At 73.4% G+C, this 18,738-nt stretch carries 20 protein-coding genes and 1 pseudogene; 8 read left to right on the forward strand and 13 right to left on the reverse strand.

Going from position 1 to position 18,738, the window contains the following annotated elements; genetic code table 11:
- Position 1 precedes the first annotated feature (1 nt).
- Positions 2 to 988 (reverse strand): 4-hydroxy-3-methylbut-2-enyl diphosphate reductase, encoded by a 987-nt coding sequence (locus tag COO58_RS02610; RefSeq protein ID WP_091582050.1) that lies wholly within the window; start codon positions 986 to 988, stop codon positions 2 to 4.
- Between the two features lie 98 nt (positions 989 to 1,086).
- On the opposite strand from COO58_RS02610, the gene xseA reads away from it, so the two are divergent.
- Positions 1,087 to 2,307, forward strand: a complete 1,221-nt coding sequence (gene xseA / locus COO58_RS02615; RefSeq protein WP_098743687.1) for an exodeoxyribonuclease VII large subunit — start codon at positions 1,087 to 1,089, stop codon at positions 2,305 to 2,307.
- Between the two features lie 13 nt (positions 2,308 to 2,320).
- On the forward strand, positions 2,321 to 2,533 hold the full coding sequence (locus COO58_RS02620; protein WP_091582057.1) for an exodeoxyribonuclease VII small subunit: 213 nt from the start codon (positions 2,321 to 2,323) through the stop codon (positions 2,531 to 2,533).
- Positions 2,534 to 2,627: 94 nt separating this feature from the next.
- Here COO58_RS02620 and COO58_RS02625 read toward each other — a convergent pair whose 3' ends face one another.
- Positions 2,628 to 3,470, reverse strand: a complete 843-nt coding sequence (locus COO58_RS02625) for a hypothetical protein (protein WP_091582060.1) — start codon at positions 3,468 to 3,470, stop codon at positions 2,628 to 2,630.
- Between the two features lie 91 nt (positions 3,471 to 3,561).
- Positions 3,562 to 4,302 (reverse strand): DUF4245 domain-containing protein, encoded by a 741-nt coding sequence (locus tag COO58_RS02630; protein WP_098743689.1) that lies wholly within the window; start codon positions 4,300 to 4,302, stop codon positions 3,562 to 3,564.
- 160 nt (positions 4,303 to 4,462) lie between these two features.
- Here COO58_RS02630 and glpX point away from each other — a divergent pair, with 160 nt between their 5' ends.
- A complete protein-coding gene (glpX, locus tag COO58_RS02635) occupies positions 4,463 to 5,494 on the forward strand; it encodes a class II fructose-bisphosphatase (RefSeq protein WP_091582068.1) in 1,032 nt (343 codons plus the stop codon).
- Positions 5,491 to 6,462 carry a DMT family transporter gene (locus tag COO58_RS02640; protein WP_091582073.1) on the forward strand — a complete coding sequence of 324 codons (972 nt, stop codon included), beginning with the start codon at positions 5,491 to 5,493 and terminating at the stop codon, positions 6,460 to 6,462. The genes glpX and COO58_RS02640 overlap by 4 nt, the downstream gene beginning before the upstream one ends.
- Here COO58_RS02640 and COO58_RS02645 read toward each other — a convergent pair.
- Entirely contained in the window at positions 6,459 to 7,388 is a 930-nt protein-coding gene (locus COO58_RS02645) for an NAD-dependent epimerase/dehydratase family protein (RefSeq protein ID WP_098743690.1), read from the reverse strand. The two genes, COO58_RS02640 and COO58_RS02645, sit on opposite strands and share 4 nt — an antisense overlap.
- A 140-nt stretch (positions 7,389 to 7,528) precedes the next feature.
- Between COO58_RS02645 and COO58_RS02650 the strand changes: the two genes are divergently transcribed.
- Complete coding sequence (locus COO58_RS02650) at positions 7,529 to 8,221, forward strand: TetR/AcrR family transcriptional regulator (protein WP_098743692.1); 693 nt, start codon at positions 7,529 to 7,531, stop codon at positions 8,219 to 8,221.
- A gap of 11 nt (positions 8,222 to 8,232) precedes the next feature.
- On the opposite strand, the gene COO58_RS02655 is transcribed toward COO58_RS02650, so the two are convergent.
- The 6 genes from COO58_RS02655 to COO58_RS02680 form a co-directional block, all read right to left on the reverse strand.
- A complete protein-coding gene (locus COO58_RS02655; protein WP_098743694.1) occupies positions 8,233 to 9,201 on the reverse strand; it encodes an NAD(P)/FAD-dependent oxidoreductase in 969 nt (322 codons plus the stop codon).
- Positions 9,202 to 9,304: 103 nt separating this feature from the next.
- Positions 9,305 to 9,964: a rhomboid family intramembrane serine protease gene (locus tag COO58_RS02660; RefSeq protein WP_091582094.1), complete on the reverse strand. Its 660-nt coding sequence runs from the start codon at positions 9,962 to 9,964 to the stop codon at positions 9,305 to 9,307.
- A gap of 102 nt (positions 9,965 to 10,066) precedes the next feature.
- Complete coding sequence (locus COO58_RS02665) at positions 10,067 to 10,756, reverse strand: lytic transglycosylase domain-containing protein (protein WP_176558725.1); 690 nt, start codon at positions 10,754 to 10,756, stop codon at positions 10,067 to 10,069.
- A 313-nt stretch (positions 10,757 to 11,069) separates the two neighbouring features.
- Positions 11,070 to 12,485: a PhoH family protein gene (locus COO58_RS02670; protein WP_091582101.1), complete on the reverse strand. Its 1,416-nt coding sequence runs from the start codon at positions 12,483 to 12,485 to the stop codon at positions 11,070 to 11,072.
- A 275-nt stretch (positions 12,486 to 12,760) separates the two neighbouring features.
- Positions 12,761 to 13,189: a hypothetical protein gene (locus COO58_RS02675; protein WP_091582105.1), complete on the reverse strand. Its 429-nt coding sequence runs from the start codon at positions 13,187 to 13,189 to the stop codon at positions 12,761 to 12,763.
- A gap of 40 nt (positions 13,190 to 13,229) precedes the next feature.
- Positions 13,230 to 13,571: a hypothetical protein gene (locus COO58_RS02680; RefSeq protein WP_091582110.1), complete on the reverse strand. Its 342-nt coding sequence runs from the start codon at positions 13,569 to 13,571 to the stop codon at positions 13,230 to 13,232.
- Positions 13,572 to 13,835: 264 nt separating this feature from the next.
- Here COO58_RS02680 and COO58_RS02685 point away from each other — a divergent pair, with 264 nt between their 5' ends.
- From COO58_RS02685 to otsB, 3 genes are all read left to right on the forward strand, one after another.
- Positions 13,836 to 14,276: a helix-turn-helix transcriptional regulator gene (locus COO58_RS02685; protein WP_091584191.1), complete on the forward strand. Its 441-nt coding sequence runs from the start codon at positions 13,836 to 13,838 to the stop codon at positions 14,274 to 14,276.
- Between the two features lie 163 nt (positions 14,277 to 14,439).
- Complete coding sequence (locus COO58_RS02690; protein WP_091582114.1) at positions 14,440 to 14,793, forward strand: hypothetical protein; 354 nt, start codon at positions 14,440 to 14,442, stop codon at positions 14,791 to 14,793.
- A gap of 70 nt (positions 14,794 to 14,863) precedes the next feature.
- Positions 14,864 to 15,688: a trehalose-phosphatase gene (gene otsB, locus COO58_RS02695; RefSeq protein WP_091582117.1), complete on the forward strand. Its 825-nt coding sequence runs from the start codon at positions 14,864 to 14,866 to the stop codon at positions 15,686 to 15,688.
- Positions 15,689 to 15,792: 104 nt separating this feature from the next.
- On the opposite strand, the gene COO58_RS02700 is transcribed toward otsB, so the two are convergent.
- The 3 genes and pseudogenes from COO58_RS02700 to COO58_RS02710 form a co-directional block, all read right to left on the reverse strand.
- The gene (locus COO58_RS02700; protein WP_091582120.1) at positions 15,793 to 16,563 is read right to left on the reverse strand and encodes an isoprenyl transferase; all 771 of its coding nucleotides are present in this window, start codon (positions 16,561 to 16,563) and stop codon (positions 15,793 to 15,795) included.
- A 31-nt stretch (positions 16,564 to 16,594) separates the two neighbouring features.
- A complete protein-coding gene (locus COO58_RS02705; RefSeq protein ID WP_098746055.1) occupies positions 16,595 to 17,764 on the reverse strand; it encodes a geranylgeranyl reductase family protein in 1,170 nt (389 codons plus the stop codon).
- A gap of 168 nt (positions 17,765 to 17,932) precedes the next feature.
- Positions 17,933 to 18,722: pseudogene (locus COO58_RS02710) on the reverse strand (hypothetical protein).
- Between the last annotated feature and the right edge of the window lie 16 nt (positions 18,723 to 18,738).

Genomic DNA, 18,738 nt, shown 5'->3' on the forward strand with positions numbered 1-18,738 from the left:
GTCAGCCGCGCGCCGCGGCGGCCTTCATGTCGCGCTTGAGCTCCTGCGGCAGCGAGAAGGTCAGCCGCTCGTCGGCGGTGGTGACCTCCTCGACGTCGGCGAAGCCGCGCTCGGCCAGGCGCGCGAGCACCTGCTGGACCAACTCGTCGGGCACGCTCGCGCCGGAGGTCACACCCACGGTGCGGGCCCCCTCCAGCCAGGCGTCGTCGATCTCGTCGGCGAAGTCGACCAGGTGACCGGCGCGGGCGCCGGCGTCCAGCGCCACCTCGACCAGCCGGACCGAGTTCGACGAGTTGCGCGAGCCGACCACGATCACCACGTCGCACTCCGGGGCGATCTCCTTCACCACGTGCTGACGGTTGGAGGTCGCGTAGCAGATGTCGTCGCTGGGGGGCGACTGGAGCAGCGGCAGCCGTTGCTTGAGCCGGGCCACGGTCTCCAGCGTCTCGTCGACCGACAGCGTGGTCTGGGAGAGCCAGACCACCTTCTCGGGGTCGCGCACGGTGACCTTGTCGACCCCGTCCGGGCCGTCGACCAGCTGGATGTGGGCGGGGGCCTCACCGGCGGTGCCGATGACCTCCTCGTGCCCCTCGTGGCCGATCAGCAGGATGTCGTAGTCCTGCTGGGCGAACCGTCGGGCCTCGTGGTGCACCTTGGTGACCAGCGGGCAGGTGGCGTCGATCGCCCGGAGCGAGCGCTCCTTGGCCTGCTCGTACACCTCGGGGGCCACGCCGTGGGCGGAGAAGATGACGGTGGCGCCCTCCGGCACCTCCTCGTTCTCCTCCACGAAGATCGCGCCCTTGGCCTCCAACGTCCGCACCACGTGCTTGTTGTGCACGATCTGCTTGCGGACGTAGATCGGCGCGCCGTAGAGCTTCAGCGCCTCCTCGACGGTCTGCACCGCCCGGTCCACACCCGCGCAGTAGCCGCGGGGGTTGGCCAGGAGCACGCGCTTGCCGGTCCGGGGAGTCGTCTCAGCGTCAGTCACCCGCCCATGGTACGTGGCCGCCTCCGGCCGGCCGGAGCGCGACCGGAGCAGGGTCGGGGCTCGCCGGCGATGTCGGTCCCGGGCCGTAGGGTGGGCGGGTGAGCGCGGGTGAGGCGGGGCGGAGCACGTCCGAGGAGCCGTGGCCGGTCCGGGTGGTCAGCCAGAAGGTCGGCGCCTGGATCGCCCGGCTCGGCTGGGTGTGGGTCGACGGTCAGGTGGCGCAGATCAGCCGCCGTCCCGGCGCCACCACCGTCTTCCTCACCCTGCGTGACCCCTCGGCCGATCTCAGCCTGACCGTCACCACCAACCGGGACGTGCTCGACGCGGGCGCTCCGGAGCTGCGTGAGGGCGCCCGGGTCGTGCTGCACGCCAAGCCCGAGTTCTATGCCGCGCGGGGCACGCTCAGCCTGCGCGCCGACGAGATCCGCCAGGTCGGCCTGGGTGAGCTGCTGGCCCGGCTGGAGAAGCTCAAGAAGCTGCTCGCCGCGGAGGGGTTGTTCGACCGGTCGCGCAAGCGGCGCCCTCCGTTCCTGCCCGGTCGGGTCGGTCTGATCACCGGGCGGGCCTCGGCGGCCGAGCGCGACGTGCTGACCAACGCCCGGCGCCGCTGGCCGGCGGTCGAGTTCCGCACGGTCAACGTGGCGGTGCAGGGGCCGAGCGCCGTGCCCGACATCGTCGGCGCGCTCAAGGCGCTCGACGCCGACCCGACGGTCGACGTGATCGTCATCGCCCGGGGCGGTGGGAGCATCGAGGATCTGCTGCCCTTCTCCGACGAGGCGCTGTGCCGGGCGGTCTTCGCCTGCCGCACCCCGGTGGTCAGCGCGATCGGCCACGAGACCGACGCGCCGCTGCTGGACTACGTGGCCGACGTGCGCGCCTCCACCCCCACCGACGCGGCGAAACGGATCGTGCCCGACCTGACCGAGGAGGTCCGCCTCATCGGGCAGGCCCGGTCGCGCCTGGAGCGGGCGGTGCGCAATCTGGTCGACCGCGAGCAGCACCGGCTCGACCTGTTCCGCTCCCGTCCGGTGCTGGCCCGACCGCAGGTGATGGTCGACCAGCGGGCCGTCGACGTGACCGCGCTGCGGGACCGCGCCGGCCGGTGCCTGGACCACCGGTTGAGCGGCGCCGCCGACGACCTGCGCCACACTCTCGCTCGGCTGCGCGCGCTCTCCCCCGCGGCCACGCTCGACCGCGGTTACGCCATCGTGCAGCGCGGCGACGGCCACGTGGTCCGCGCGGCGTCCGAGGTGGCCAAGGGCGATCCACTGCGGGTACGCCTCGCCGAGGGCGAGCTGACCGCCACCGTCGACGGTTGAGGAAATGGTACGGATGACTGAGAAGACCAAGGACGAGCAGCTCAGCTACGAGCAGGCCCGCGCCGAGCTGGCCTCGGTGGTGGAGCGGCTGGAGGCGGGCGGCACCTCGCTGGAGGAGTCGCTGGCGCTCTGGGAGCGGGGCGAGCAGCTCGCCGGCGTCTGCCAGCGGTGGCTGGACGGCGCTCGCGCCCGCATCGACACCGCCCGGCAGAAGACCGAGGAGTGACCGTGGGCCCGCCTGCGCGCGCCGCTCGGCCCTCCGCCGGGAGGGCCGAGCGGTCCCGGGAGGCGGGCCCACCTCCCGGGACAGCGAGCGCCGGTCAGCTGAACAGGTTGTAGAACTCCGGCGGCGCCTCGACGACCTGGTCGGCCGGCGGCTTCTGGGCCGCGGCGGCGTTGCCGTAGTCGGTGTAGGTGATCTTCAGATCCTGCGCGGCGCTCTGGCCGGCGGCCGGGATCTTGAGCACCATCTCACTGAGCCGGCCCTGCGGGTCGACCTTGGCGGTGAACGGCACCGACTGGGCCTGCGCACCGAGTGCGGTGATCACGGCCGGGTCGAGCGAGCCCGCCTCGGCGGCCTTCGACACGTCGACGGTGCCCTCGTACGCGCCCTCGCCGGTCTGCCGGACGTCGGTGACGCCCTGGGTGAGCACGGCACTGCCGGCCGGGTCCACCTTCTCGAAGTCGAAGCCCAGTGCCCGGTTGCCCTTGATCCGGTTCTGGTCGAGGTGCTGGTACTTGCCGAGGTTGAGGTTCTTCACGCCGGGGATCTTGGCGGCCGCCGTGCCGCCCAGGTCGAGCTTGACCCAGCTGTCCGGCTTGGCGTGGATGAGGTCCAGCTTCATCATCAGGTCCGAGGACGGGTCACCGATCGTCATCCGCATCTCGGCGCTCTGACTGGGCTCGTGCACCTGCCCTTCGGCGGTGGAACCGGCGCCCGTCATGGTGAACCGGAAGTTCCCCTCGCGGATCGCGTTGGTGGAGTCGAGCAGGGCCTGCTTGGCCGCGCTACTGGACCCGCTGGCGCTGGGGGCGACGCTGCCGGAGGCGCTCGGGGTCGCGGAGGCGTCGGAGGTTCCGGTGCCGTTGCTGTTGCAGGCCGCCAGGCCGGGAATGAGCAGCGCCGCGGCGAACGCGGTGGCGCTGAAGCGTCGTATCTTCACGTCAACCTCTCCAGGTGGGTCGTCCGGGCTCGATGTCCCGTCTGTTCCCTGAAGTGGCGTTGCGCAATCCCGCGTCACCCGGCCGTGCGTGTCAGCGCAGCGAGGTGGCGAGCTTGCGCAGCTCCGTCTCCCCCGCGTCGCCGACCACGATGACCGTGCGGTTCGGCTCCAGCAGGACCAGGGCCTGCTCGTTGCCGCGGGCGGTGTACCGCTGCCAGCTCAGCCCGTCGGGCAGGTCCGCGGGGCCCTGCGGCCGGCCCTCGCTCAGCTCGGCCGGCAGCAGCTTCTCCGCCGGCACGTTGCTCTCCACCAGCTGCGCGCCCCGGCCCTCGGGGGTCACGTATCCGATCCGTAGCGTCGCGCCGTCCGCCTCGGTCCGGAAGCGGGCGTTGACCGTACGCCAGTCGTCGCCCAGCCCGGTCGGCTGGCTCACCGGGAACACGTTCGCCGCCCGGGCCTGCTCCAGCGCCGGCGCCGGGTCGACGGTGACCGGCGAGTCGCCGCCGAGGAAGCCCCGGTAGAACGCGATCAGCAGCGCGATCGGCACCAGCAGCACGAGCAGGGACAGCACCATGTCCTTCGGTGACCGCTCCGAGCGGGTCTTCTCCTTGCGGGCGGACGGCGCGGGCCGGTCCCCGGCGACGGTCTCGGCCCGGCCGGCGTCGTCCCCCGCCGGGTCGACCAGGGCCGGCTCGCCCCGGTCGGTGGGCGGCTCGACCAGCGCCGGCTGCCCCTGCGGCGGGGTCGCGCCGGCTCCCGGTCGGACCGGCGGCTGACCCTCCGGCGGGGTCGCGTCGGTCGGCGGACGGTCGGCAGGCTGTGCGGGCTCCACCCGACCATTGTCGCAGCCGTCCGGGGAGCGTGATCCTGGCCTCCTCCGCCCCGCCGGGGCGGCGAACCTGAGATCGTGTGAGGATCAGCGACAAAACCGGCGGCGGCGACGGCCGCACTCCCGCCGGTCCACCCCGCAACGTCGCGAGGAGGAAGCCGCCATGACAACCACCAGGACGCGGACACCCCAGGATCTCGACCGCAACCTCGCCCTCGATCTGGTCCGGGTCACCGAGGCCGCGGCCATGGCCGCCGGGCGCTGGGTCGGCCGGGGCGACAAGGAGGGCGGTGACGGCGCGGCCGTCGACGCCATGCGCAAGCTGATCAACTCGATCCCGATGCGCGGTGTCGTGGTGATCGGTGAGGGCGAGAAGGACAACGCCCCGATGCTCTTCAACGGCGAGGAGGTCGGCGACGGGACCGGTCCCGAGGTGGACGTGGCGGTCGACCCGATCGACGGCACCACCCTGATGAGCAAGGGCATGCCGAACGCGCTGGCCGTGCTCGCGGTGGCCGAGCGCGGCGCGATGTTCGACCCGAGCGCGGTCTTCTACATGGAGAAGCTCGCGGTCGGCCCGATGTACGCCGACGTGGTCGACATCGACGCCGGGGTGGTCGAGAACATCCGCCGGATCGCCAAGGTCAAGGGCACCGACACCGCCGAGGTGACGGTCTGCGTGCTGGACCGGTCGCGCCACGACGACCTGGTGAAGCAGATCCGGCGCACCGGCGCCGGCATCCGGTTCATCTCCGACGGGGACATCGCCGGCGCGATCGCCGCCGCCCGCGGTGAGTCGGACATCGACGTCCTGATGGGCATCGGCGGCACCCCCGAGGGCATCACCGCGGCCTGCGCGTTGAAGTGCATGGGCGGCATGATGCAGGCCAAGCTCTGGCCGAAGGACGACCAGGAGCGGGAGAAGGCGCTGGCCGCCGGGCACGACCTGGACCGGGTGCTGTTCACCGACGACCTGGTGACCGGCGACAACTGCTTCTTCGTGGCCACCGGGGTCACCTCCGGCGACCTGCTGCGCGGCGTGCGCTACCGGGCCGGTGGGGCGTACACCCAGTCGATCGTGATGCGCTCCAAGAGCGGCACGATCCGGGTCATCGACTCCTACCACCGCCTGGAGAAGCTCGCCCTCTACTCGTCCGTCGACTTCGACGGGCGCCCGCTGGCCGAGCAGGAGTGAGCGCGACCGGGACGGCGGCGCCGCCGACGCTGTCGACCGGTCGGCGGATCGCGGGGGTCGGTCTGGCGACCGGCTCCGGCGTCCTGGTGGCCGTGCAGTCCCGGATCAACGGCGAGTTGGGCGTACGCCTGGCCGACGGGATCGCCGCCGCGGTGGTCTCGTTCGGCCTGGGTCTGCTGATCCTGCTGGTGCTGGTCCCGGTCACGCCCGGGGGGCGGCGGGGGTTGGCCGCCCTGCGCGGCGCGCTGCGTACCGGCGCCCTGCGCCCCTGGCAGTGCCTGGGCGGGGTGTGCGGCGCGTTCCTGGTGGCGACGCAGGGACTGACCATCGGCGCGCTCGGCGTGGCCGTGTTCACCGTCGCCGTGGTGGCCGGGCAGTCCGGTAGCAGCCTGCTGGTCGACCGGGCCGGCATCGGGCCGACCGGCCGCCAGGCGGTCACCCCGAACCGGCTGGTCGGCGCGGTGCTCACCGTGCTGGCCGTGCTGCTGGCGGTGGGCGACCGCCTCGGCGACCCCGGCGCGTTGGCACTGGCCCTGCTGCCGCTGGCCGCCGGGATCGGCATCGCCTGGCAGCAGGCGGTGAACGGGCGGGTCCGCGCGGCGGCGGACAGCGCCATGACCGCCACGCTCGTCAACTTCGCGGTCGGCACGGTGGCGCTGCTCGCCACGTTCGCGGTGGACGTGGCGGTGCGGGGCCGGCCGGCGGGCGGTTTCCCGAGCGAGCCGTGGCTCTACGTCGGCGGCCCGATCGGCATCGTGTTCATCGCGCTGGCCGCCGCCCTCGTGCGGTTCACCGGGGTGCTGCTGCTCGGCCTGGCCACCATCGCCGGGCAGATCGTGGGCGCGGTGCTGCTGGACGTGGTGTTGCCGACCGCCGCCTCGCACCCCGGGTTGAACACGCTGCTCGGTGCGGCGCTGACGTTGGTGGCCGTCCTGGTCGCCGCCCTCTCCCCGCCCCGCCGCGCCTAACGCGCGGTCGGGGCGTGCAGGGTGTCGACGATCTCGTCGACGACCCGGTCCAGCGGGGTCGCCTCGATGCCGAGCGTGGCGGTGGCGGCGGTGGAGTCCAGCACGAACGGCCGGGCGAACTGGTGCGCGGTCTCCCGCAGCTCCCTGGCGAACGGGTTGGCCACGCCGGCCAGCCAGAGCACCGGGTAGGGCATCCGGGTCAGCTTCGGCGCCGGCGCGCCGGCCCGGGCGGCCGTGCGGTCGGCCAGGTCCCGCATCGACACCGCCGGCGCGCTGGGCACGTGCCAGGCCCGACCCCAGGCCCGCGGGTCGGTCGCGGCGGCGACCAGGGTACGGGCGACATCGGGAACGTACGTCCAGGTGTGCGGGGCGTCCCAGTCGACGGGGAGGAACACCCGTCGCCCGGCGAGCACCCGGGGCAGCACCATCATGGCCAGCGAGGTGCCGCCGACGCCGATGTAGTCGGAGCCGCGTACCTCGGTGACCCGGGCCCGACCGGCGCGGTGAGCGGCCAGGGCGTCGGCCCACATCCGGTTGCGGACCCGGCCCTTGACCCCGGTGGCGGCCGGTGGCGTCGACTCGGTCATGGGCGCGTCGACCGGGCCGTACCCGTAGAGGTTGCCGACGGTGGCGAGCACCGCGCCGGTGCGCTCGGCGGTGGTGAGCAGCGCGGCGGCCAGCGGCGGCCAGTCGAGCGGCCAGCGGTGGTACGCCGGGTTGGCGCAGTTGTGGAGCGCCGCCGCGCCCTCGGTCAGCGCGGTCAGCCGGTCGGTGTCGGCGGCGTCGGCGGCCACCCGCTCGACCGCCGGGTGCTCCGGGCCGGTGCCGCGCCGGGTGACCACCCGCACCCGCTCGCCCTGGTCGACGAGGAGCCGGGCGGTGGCGGTGCCGACGGGTCCGGCGCCGACGATCACGTGCAGGGCCATGGCAGGTCCACCTCTTCTGAAGCAGTTATCCGAATCGAGAGCAGCGCTCTCGAAGAAGAGCATGACGCGGATCGGCGACTCCGTCAAGAGCAGTGCTCTCGCTTTTGATTGGCGCTCTCATCCGTGACACAGTGGGAGCCATGGTCGCTCCCTCGCTCCGCGCCCGGGTCCGTGCCGGGATGATCGATGAGATCAAGGCCGTCGCCCGCCGCCACCTGGCCACCGACGGCGCGAACCTCTCCCTGCGCGCCGTCGCGCGGGACCTCGGCATGGTCTCCTCGGCGATCTACCGCTACTTCCCCAGCCGGGACGACCTGCTCACCGCGCTGATCCTGGAGGCGTACGCCGCGTTGGGCGACGCGGTCGAGACGGCCGACGCCGCCGCCGACCCGGCCGACCTGCGCGGACGCTGGCTGGCCGCCTGCCGGGCCGCCCGCACCTGGGCGCTGGCCCACCCCGCCGAGTACGCCCTGCTCTACGGCAGCCCGGTGCCCGGCTACGCGGCTCCGGACGACACGGTCGCGCCGGCCCAGCGGCCCCCGACGACACTGGTCGGCATCCTGCGCGACGGGGTGGCCTCCGGCCAGCTCGCGCCGCCCGCCGAGGACCTGCCCGAACCGTTGCGCGCCGACGTCGCCGAACTGGTCGCGCTGCTCGGGATGGACCTGCCGCCCGCGCTGCTGGCCCGCGGCATGGCCGGCTGGACCCAGCTCTTCGGGCTGATCAGCTTCGAGCTGTTCGGCCGGATCAACCGGGCCCTGCCGCACCGCGACGAGTACTTCGACCACCAGATCGGCCTGATGGCCGACCTGGTCGGCCTGCCCACCGACTGATCGGCCGCCGGTCAGGTGCCGTCGGAGGAATGGCCGGGGAAGAGGTGCGCGGTCGGGTCGATGGCGACGGCCGCGTTGTTCACGGCGGTGGCCGCCTCGCCGAAGCCGGTGGCGATCAGCCGGACCTTGCCCGGGTATTCGGTGATGTCCCCGGCCGCGAAGACCCGGGGCAGGTTGGTGGCCATGGCGCTGTCCACCTGGATGTGCCGCCGGTCGAGCCTCAGCCCCCACTCGGCGAGGGGGCCCAGGTCGGCGGTGAAGCCGAGCGCGGCCACCACCGTGTCCACCGGCAGCGTCTCCGCCGCGCCCCCGCGCACGGTCAGCTCGGCGCCGGTGACGTGGTCCTCCCCGTAGAGCCGGCTCACCTCGGCGTTGACCACGACCCGCACCGGCAGCGCGCGGACCCGCTCGACGGTGGCCGCGTGCGCGCGGAAGCGGTCCCGCCGGTGCACGAGCGTCACCGAGCGGGCCAGCGGAGCGAGCGTGGCCGCCCAGTCGAAGGCCGAGTCGCCGCCGCCCACGATGAGCACGTGCCGGTCGGTCAGCTCGGTCGGCTGCGGCACGAAGTAGACGATGCCGCCACCGGTGAAGGTGTCCGCGACCGGCAACGGCCGGGGTGTGAAGCTGCCCAGACCACCGGTGACCACCACCGCGCCGCAGCGCAGCTGCTCACCGCCGGCCAGCCCGAGGACCGGCCGCCCGTCCAGGTACGAGAGCTTCTCCGCGCGTACGCCGAGCAGGTAGTCGGGGTGGAACGGCGCGGCCTGGGCGACCAGGTTCGCGACCAGCTCCCGCCCCTTGATCGCGGGAAAGCCGGCGACGTCGAGGATCAGCTTCTCCGGGTACATGGCGGTGACCTGTCCGCCCGGTTCGGGCAGCGCGTCGATCACGGCCACCGAGAGCCCGCGGAACCCGGCGTAGTAGGCGGCGAAGAGCCCGGCGGGGCCGGCCCCGATCACGGCGACATCGACCTCGCGCATGGCGTACCGTCACTTTCCGCCAGGGATCAACCGGTGCTGATGCCGACGGTAGGCGGGCGGACGGGCGCGGGCAAGCACGTCCCGCGGACGGTTCGACGCGTCGTCAGGGCAGCGTGACCGGGGGTGACCCGAGCCGGTCCGGCGTGCCGGTCTCGACGCGGCGGCGGAACAGGATCGCGGCGACCACGCCGCCGAGCAGCCCGAACAGGTGCCCCTGCCAGGAAATCCGCTCGTCGGTGGGGAGGATGCCCAGCAGCTGCCAGCCGTAGAGCAGGCCGACCAGCAGCACCACGGCGAAGTTCCACCAGCTCCGCTCCACCACACCGCGGGTGAGCAGGATGCCGAGGTAGCCGAAGATCACGCCGCTCGCGCCGACCACCACCGAGTTGGGTGAACCGGTGAACCACACGCCCAGGCCGCTGACCAGGATGATCACCATGGTGGACCAGAGGAACCGCCGGGTGCCGGCGGCCAGCACGAACGTGCCGAGCAGGATCAGCGGGATGCTGTTGCTGTAGAGGTGGTTCCAGCCGGCGTGCAGGAACGGCGAGAAGAAGACGCCGTCCAGGCCCTGGATCCGGTGCGGGATGATGCCCGCGGTGACGTCGAGGTCGAGGCGCAGGCCCACGTCGAGCGCCTCGACGAGGAAGAGCACCGGCACCACCGCGCACATGGCGACGAAGGCCCGGCCGAGCGCCGCGTAGAACGCATCCGTGCCGAACCGGTGGGGGTCGCCGCCGCGAGGGCCGTCGTGCCAGGTCACCTGTCAAGAGCTATCAGCAAACGCGGCCGTCCGCCACTCGAGCGGCGGAACGACGGCGGCGGAACGGGCGGACTCCCGCCCGTTCCGCCGTCGGTCGATCGGTCAGTACCAGCCCGAACTCTGCGACTTCTGCCAGGCGCCGCACGGGTTGTCGTACCGGCCCTCGATGTAGCCGAGGCCCCACTTGATCTGGGTGGCCGGGTTGGTCTTCCAGTCGTCCGCCACCGAGCCCATCTTGCTGCCCGGCAGGGCCTGCGGGATCCCGTACGCGCCGGAGCCCGCGTTGTACGCCTTGTGGTTCCAGCCGCTCTCCTTGGTCCAGAGCTTGTCCAGACAGGGGAACTGGTCGATGCCGAAGCCCTCGTCGAGCATGATGGCGCAACCGATCTTGCGGTTGCCGCTGAACTCCTCGCACGAGGCCGGGATGGGGCCGTCGTACGGCTTGGCCTTGGCCTCGGCCTCGGCCTTGGCCGCGTCCCGCTCCTTCTTGCGGTTGGCGGCGGCCGCCTCGGCCTGCTTGGCCCGCTCGGCGGCTTCCTTCGCCGCCGCGGCGGCCCGCAGCTTGGCCTGGTACTCGGCGGCCCGCTGCCGGGAGGTCGTCACACGGTGCTCGGCCTGCCGGTCGCGCTGGTAGGCGTACTCCGTCCGGTCGACCTCGAGCCCGACCTGCGCGGTCAGGCCCTGCTGCTGGGTCTGGCGATCCTCGCCCAGGTAGTAACCACCGGCGACGCCCACGGAGAGCAGCGCGACAGCGGCCGTACGGGCGCCGAACCGGCTCCACAGCCGACTCACGAAGTTTCCCTTCGTCGGGGGCAGGGACACGGCACGCCGCGCGGCCGGGTGCGGCCGGGTGCGGGTGCCGTGAGCGCCCCGACCCGACGGTCGAGGCCGACGCGCCGGCGTCCCGTGGCTCCCGCCGTCGTGGCGGAGAAGGCTCGACGATGCTGCCGGTGCGTATGGGGCTCCGGGCCGTGTTCGGCACCGGAGTTGTCGGTGGCGCTCGATGAACACCATTGCGCAGGGTGAGGCCGGTGGGAAACCACGGACGGCAAATGTGATCTGCGCCACATCGAAAATGCGGGCAAAAGCGGGCGTACCAGGGGGGTCAGCCCGGGATGTCCTCCAGCAGATCGGTGACCATCGCGGCGATCGGAGAACGCTCCGATCGGCTGAGCGTGACGTGCGCGAAGAGGGGATGCCCCTTCAGCGCCTCGATCACCGCGGTCACCCCGTCGTGCCGACCGACCCGGAGGTTGTCCCGCTGCGCCACGTCGTGGGTGAGCACCACCCGGGAACCCTGGCCGATCCGGGACAGCACGGTGAGCAGCACGCCCCGTTCCAGGGACTGCGCCTCGTCCACGATGACGAAGGCGTCGTGCAGGCTCCGGCCGCGGATGTGGGTCAACGGCAGCACCTCCAACAGCCCGCGCGAGGTGACCTCCTCCAGCACGTGCTCGTGCACCACCGCGCCCAACGTGTCGAAGACGGCCTGGGCCCAGGGCGACATCTTCTCCGACTCCGAGCCGGGCAGGTAGCCGAGTTCCTGGCCACCGACCGCGTACAGCGGGCGGAACACGATCACCTTCTTGTGCCGGCGACGCTCCATCACCGCCTCCAGGCCCGCGCAGAGCGCCAGCGCGGACTTGCCGGTGCCGGCCCGCCCACCCAGCGACACGATCCCGATCGACTCGTCCAGCAGCAGGTCGAGCGCCACCCGCTGCTCCGCCGAGCGCCCGTGCACGCCGAACGCCTCGCGGTCGCCGCGGACCAGCCGCACGGTCTTGTCCGGCAACACCCGGCCGAGCGCCGAGCCTCGCCCGGACTGCAGCACCAGGCCGGTGTGGCAGGGCAGGCCGGCGGCGGCGTCGACATCGAGCGCCTCGCCCGCGTACAGCCGACCGATCTCCTCCTCGGAGAGTTCCAGCTCGGCCATCCCGGTCCAGGTGGGGTCGCTGGCCTGGCCGTGCCGGTACTCGTCGGCGTGCAGGCCGACCGAGGCCGCCTTGACCCGCAGCGGCATGTCCTTGCTGACCAGGGTCACCTCGCGCCCCTCGGCGGCGAGGTTGAGCGCCACCGAGAGGATCCGCGCGTCGTTCGACTCGTTACGGAACCCGGGCGGCAGCACCCCGTCGTCGGTGTGGTTGAGCTCCACCCGGAGCGTGCCGCCCTGGTCGTTGGCGGGCACCGGCCGGTCCAGCCGGCCGTGTCGCACGCGCAGCTCGTCCAGCATGCGCAGCGACTGCCGGGCGAACCAGCCCAGCTCCGGATGGTGCCGCTTGCCCTCCAGCTCGGAGATGACCACCAGCGGCAGCACCACCTCGTGCTCGGCGAAGCGGTGGAACGCCGCGGGGTCGGAGAGGAGGACCGAGGTGTCCAGGACGAAGGCCGGGCCGGCTGGTCGGGGCTCCTCGGCGGCGGGGACCGCCGCGGCGGCGCTGCGGCGGCCGCGGGTGGTCCGGCGGGTCGGGGCGGTCGCGGCCGGGGTCTGGTCGGCACCGGCGGGGGTACGGCGAGTGGTCACAGGCCTGCTCCGCGGATGGGCACCCGGCCACCCGAGTTCCGCCTCTTCCGGCGCCCGGCGGGCACGGGGTCGGATGCGGGCCCCGTGCGCGAGTCGTCGCAGGTCCGGGCTGTCCGGCTGGCCCGGGAAAACCCCGTGCCATGCCTAGACGCTAATCGCACCGGGGCCGCGCGGCTAGGGGTGGACGTGGATCACGCCCGTCGGGGAGGTGAACGTGCCCGGAACCGGCCGGGATGCATGCCCCCTGCGCGCACCCCGGCCGGAGCTCCGTCGCCTCAGCCCTGCCGTCGCACCAGGGTTCCGGCCCTCGGCCCGGCGCCGGCGGCGCCGAACGAGGACCCGGTGTACGTGGTGCCGGGCCGGGCCGCCACGCCGCCGAGCTGGGCGGTCGCGGTGACCCGTACGGCCGGGGCGGAGCCGGTGCGCCCGGTGACCGCGGTGGGGACGGCGGTGCCCGCGAACGGGGTGGCCGCGCGCCCGACCGACGTCACCACGGTCGGCGCCGGGCCGGCGAGCGCCGAGGCGATGGCGGCCTGCGCGTCCCGGCGCCGGCGGTTCCAGGCGCCCCGGTCGCCGTCGAAGTAGCCCTGCCGGTAGCCGAACCGGTAGCCGATCCGGTAGCTGAGCTGACCGTGCAACCGGCCGGCGGCGTAGCAGGTGGAGCCGAGCACCAGGACGAGGACCACGGCGAGAAAGGGGCTCACCGGGTCACCTCCGCCGTCCGGGACGGCGTGGCGCCCCGGCTCATCGCTCGTCCGCCCCGGGCAGCGGGTCGACCACCAGCAGCCGCTCCAGGTCGGCGGTGCTGACCTCCTCGACCAGTTCGACGCTGATCCGGCAGCCGTCGAGGATGACCTCGGCGACGGACGCCCGGCGGATCTCGCCGCCGGAGTCGTAGACGCGCACGCTCAGCTCGGGGCAGCCGAGGTGGGTACGCCAGGCGTCCCACTCCTCGCGGTCACCGACGCTGAGCGAGAGGTAGCGACAGCCCCGGGCGAGGTAGACGCGCCACGGCGCGCTCAGCCCGGCGGAGACCCCGTCCGCGATCAGGCCGAACGCCTGGGCGCGGGTCGCGAGCTCGGTCACGAGACCCCCTCGGCACCCGCGGAGTGACGCATGTGAGCACTCGTCGTCTCAAGCACGTGACACACCGTAAGTTGTCTCATGAGCGTGACAGTATCAGCTTTTCGTCCGTTTGCCGCCGTACTCGTGTCCATCTATTCTGCCCGGGTGACACCCCTCAGGAGCAGCTCTGGATCGTTTACCGGAAAACCCGCGACAGCGTCACGTCGGCGTGACAGCAGCGTGCCGAGCCGGCCCGACGCGGCCGACTGGCCGTACCGTCACGGGGTGACCGAGACGGCCAACGCACGGAAGATCGCCTTCGCCACCTTCGTCCGCCGCGCGCTGGACGACGCCCGCGCGATGCGGGCGTGGAGCGGCACCGAGGTCTCCCGGCGCACCGGCGTCTCCCGCCAGACCATCAACCGCTGGGTGCGCGGCGACTGGGCCAGCGACCCCGAGGCAGAGCGGGTGGTCGCCTTCTGCGAGGGCCTCGGGCTCGACCCGGCGGCCGCGTTCGTCGCGCTCGGCTGGGACCGGGCCGCCGGCCCCCGCGCCGACCCCACCCCACCCCCGATGGACCCGGACGTCGAGGCACTGCTGCGCCGACTGGTCGACCCGAACGTCTCCGACGCGGAGAAGTTCCACATTCGAGAAACCATTCGTTACCTCGCATATCGCCCGACTCTCCCGGCCGTTGTCCGAAATAGAGGTAAACAGGCCGGGTAGTTCCTCAAATGGCGAAAGAACGGAAGGTCAGACCCGATCGTTTCGCCGCGGGGACGGATCGGACCGGCTAGCGTCCACGTTTGTACTGCTAGGGGCTCGTCGTCGGCGGGGGGACGGGACACAGCCGAACCCAGCCCTGCGGGACAGAAGGAGGGGTCTGTCCATGACCCTGAAATGGTTGGCAGTCGTGGTCGCGGTGGTGTCGGTGACATCGTGCGTGACCGGCAACGTGGTGGTCGGCGTACTGAACGGCGGACAGCTTCCCCTGGTCGCCAATCTTCTCGCGCTCACCACGGCCGGCACCGCGGTGATCCTCGCCGTCGTGGCCGAGCTGCACGATCGGCTCAACGACCGGGTCAGCGCGCTCACCGAGTTCCTGGTGGCGCGACTCAACGAGATCGAGGCGCACACCGGCGACCGGAACACCGGTTTCGTGGAGGGCTACCTGCTCAGCCACGGACAGGACGCGGCCGTGGTGCCGTTCGGGCGCCGGGGACGGGGAGCCGCCGAACGCTGACCTCCCACGTCGTCCCGACGTCACATCTCGGCCACGAATACGCCGCCCGGCGCGGGGTACGCTGTCGCGCGTGCCGCCGTTGAATCTGGGCAACCAGCAGCCGAAGACCCCGTTGGACGCGGAGCACGCCTGGCGTGCGACCGCCGCCCGCGTGCGCGACGTGGTGCTCTTTTTCGACTTCGACGGCACGTTGGCGCCGGTCGACGACGATCCCACCGCGGTCCGCCCCGCGCCGAAGGTGCTCACCGCGCTGGAGGCGCTGGCCCCCCGCGTACGCCGGATCGCCATCGTCTCCGCGCGACCGGTCGAGTTCCTCCGCGACCACCTGGGCGGCCTCGACGGCGTGGACCTCTACGGGCTCTACGGCCTGGAGCACAGCCACTCCGGCGGCGAGACGGTCACCGAGCCGGCCGCGCTGCCCTGGGTGCCGACCATGGCCGAGCTGGCCGAGCAGGCCCGGGCCGAGCTGCCGCCCGGCGCACTGGTGGAGTTCAAGCGGCTCTCCGTCGCGCTGCACTGGCGCACCGCCCCGCAGCTCGGCGACCTGGTGCAGGAGTGGGGCCGGAGCCAGGCCGAGCGGCTCGGCCTGCGCTGCCAGGCCGGTCGGATGGTGCTGGAGCTGAAGCCCCCGGTCGACCGGGACAAGGGCATGGTCATCGGCGAGGCCGTGCGGGACGCCGGTGGCGCCTGGTACTTCGGCGACGACGTCTCCGACATCAAGGCGTTCGCCGCGCTGCGCGCCCGCGCCGCCACCGACCCGGACTTCCTCGGCGTGTGCGTGGCCGTCGCCAACCCGGAGACGGGTCACGAGGTGGCCGACGCCGCCGACCTCACCCTGGACTCCCCCGCCGCCCTCGGCGACTTCCTCGAGGCCGCCCTCCCCCACCTCACCTGACTCGACCGCCCCTCCTCGTCGATCGTGCACTTGCCGCCCCGGCATAACGGACAAAACCCGCATTGTCGGGGCCGAATGTGCACGATCGACGGGAGAAGGGCGGGTCAGACGCCGTAGCGGCGCTGGCGGGTGGCGTAGGAGCGCAGGGCGCGGAGGAAGTCGACCTTGCGGAAGTCCGGCCAGTTCAGCTCGCAGAAATAGAACTCCGAGTGCGCGCTCTGCCAGAGCATGAAGCCGGACAGTCGCTGCTCCCCGCTGGTCCGGATGATCAGATCCGGGTCCGGCAGCCCCTTGGTGTAGAGGTGCTCGGAGATGTGGTCGACGTCGATCGACGAGGCCAGCTCCTCGATCGTGCCGCCGTTCGCCGCGTGCTCCAGCAGCAGCGACCGCACCGCGTCGGCGATCTCGCGCCGCCCGCCGTACCCGACGGCGATGTTGACCTGGGCCCCGCCGTCGCGGTCCCGGGTGCGTTCCTCGGCCGCCTTCAGCGCCGCCGCGTGCGGCGCGGGCAGCACGTCGAGCGCGCCGACCATGCGCAGCCGCCAGGGGTTGCCCTCCTCGGCCAGCTCGGTGGTGAGGTCCTCGATGATCTGGAGCAACGGGTCCAGCTCGGCGGCCGGCCGGGAGAGGTTGTCGGTGGAGAGCAGCCAGAGCGTGACGTGCCCGACGCCGGCGGCGTCGCACCAGCGGAGCAGCTCCTTGATCCGCTCGGCGCCCATCCGGTGGCCGTCGTTCGGGTCGACGAAGCCCATCTCCCGGGCCCATCTGCGGTTGCCGTCGCACATCACGCCGACGTGTGCGGGCACGGGCCTGCCCGCGAGCTTCGCCGTGAGCCGGCGCTCGTACACGGAGTAGAGAAGTTTCCGCAGAGTCATCACCTTGCAGGGTAGCGACCCCGCGGAAAGATCAGTGCCGCGGTGGCGCATCGCGGGACGGCCGGTCGTTCCCGGCCCCACGCGGGCGCGGCACCCCGGCCGCGACGGCGGCGAGCGTGCGGGCGTCCAGGCGCCCGTCGCCGAGCCCCAGCTCCACCACCGTCCGGTAGACCCGCTCGTCCCGACCGGCGGCCCCGATCACCGCGTCGACCACCCACCGGCGCCGGGCCAGCCAGGCCGCCGCCGAACTGTGCCGCAGGTGGACGCCGAGCCGGGCGCGCAGCGCGGCGGCGTACCGACGGGCCGCGTCGGCGGGCGCGCCGGCCGCCGCCGCCGCACCGGCCAGGGCGCCGGAGCGCAGCGCGTAGAAGATCCCCTCACCGGTGAACGGGTTGATCAACGACAGCGCGTCGCCGGCCAGCAGCACCCGGCCCCGCCCGGGCGCCGGCCGGTGGGTGGAGAGCGGCAGGTGGTGCGCGCGCAGGTCGGTCACCGTGGCGGGGTCGGTGCCGGGCAGCAGCGCGGCCATCCGGTCGACCAGGTGGGCGCGGGTCAACGGCTCACCGCGCAACACCTCCCCGTACCCGACGTTCGCGCGCCCGTCCCCGATCGGAAAGGCCCAGGCGTACGCGGGCCAGCGCTCCGCCGACGTGACGATGAGCTGCTCGGGCGGGCCGGGCGGCGCGGGCGCGTAGCCCCGGATGGCGAGCGCGAGGTGCCGGTCCGGGTTCACCGGGTGCCCGAGCGCCCGGCGCAGCACCGACCCGGCGCCGTCCGCGCCGACCACCGCCCGACCGGCCAGGTCCCCGTCGAGCACCACCCGGTCGGCGCCCACCTCCACCGCGCGGACGGTGTGCCGCCGCAGCTCCACCCCGGCCTCGACCGCCGCCCGGACCAGGCGCGCGTCGAACACCTTCCGGGGCACCGTGTACGCGGGCCGGGGAAGCGCCCGGGCCACCGTGCCGCCACCGGGCCCGACCAGTCGCAGCGCGGGCAGCGGCGGGTATCCGTCGACGGCGTCGGTCACGCCCAGCTCGGCGAGCACGTCCAACGCGTGCGCGGCGATGCCGTCCCCGCACGCCTTGTCGCGTGGGAAGTCGTACCGGTCGAGCAGCAGGACCCGGGCCGCGCCCGCCCGCCGTGCCGCGAGCGCCGCCGCCGCCCCGGCCGGCCCCGCCCCCACCACCACGACGTCCCACACCGCGCCCACCACCCCCACATCCTCCCCCGGCACCCCTCCCCCCGCCCCCGCACCGCGCCACCCCCACTTCGTCGATCATGAAGTTGGCGGCACGTTCGATCTCCCCGACCGCCGCCAACCTCATGATCGACGCGCTCCCCCGCACGAGGCGGGCGGGCAGGACGTGGGTCAGGGGGTGGGGGTGGTGCGGTGGAGGGAGTAGAGGGTGAGGGCGGCGGCGGTCAGCAAGGGGGCGCCGTCGCGGATCAGGCCGTCGACGCCGAGCAGCCACCAGCAGAGCGGCAGGTCGAGCGCGAGCACGCCGAGCGTGACGACGACCAGCGCCCGGCGCGCCCAGCCGCGGCCGCGCAGCAGGAACGCGGTGCAGAACAGCACCGCGTAGCTGACCGCGATGCCGGCGCCGAACCAGAGGAACAGGGCGGGTACGGCGGCGATCCGCCCGTCCAGCACGGACCCGGTCGCCACCAGCGCCGGCACCAGCATCAGCGGGCTGTAGGTGAACGCGGCGACCCGGGCGGTGAGCAGCCAGCCGTTCGCCTGCGGGCGCTTCGGCACCACCTCCCGCCAGGAGATGGTGCCGCCCTCGACGACCAGGCCCTTGCGGTGCCGGACCAGGTGGGCGCGGACCGCGTCGGAGCGGTAGAGCAGCACCACCACGGCGACACAGAGCGCGCTGAGCGCGGCGAACCCGACCAGGCCGGGCAGCGCGGGCACCCCTTCCCGGGGCACGATCAGCCGCCCGACCGCGAAGATCGTGGTCACCGCGAGGATCAGCCCGAACGGCCGGGCACCCACCCGGCCCTTGTTCACCTGCCCGATCAGCAGCACGAAGCCCAGCGACCGGAGCATCGCCCAGCCCGTGCGGACCGCGAGGCCGAACTCCTTCGGCGAGCAGCGTGGTCAGCGCCCGGACGGCGGACGGCCGCCGGACCTCGACAGGTTCGGCGGCCGTCCTCATGGCATCCGATGTTGCC

Source organism: Micromonospora sp. WMMA1996 (genome assembly GCF_002573675.1).
Classification (GTDB): Bacteria; Actinomycetota; Actinomycetes; order Mycobacteriales; family Micromonosporaceae; genus Micromonospora; species Micromonospora sediminicola.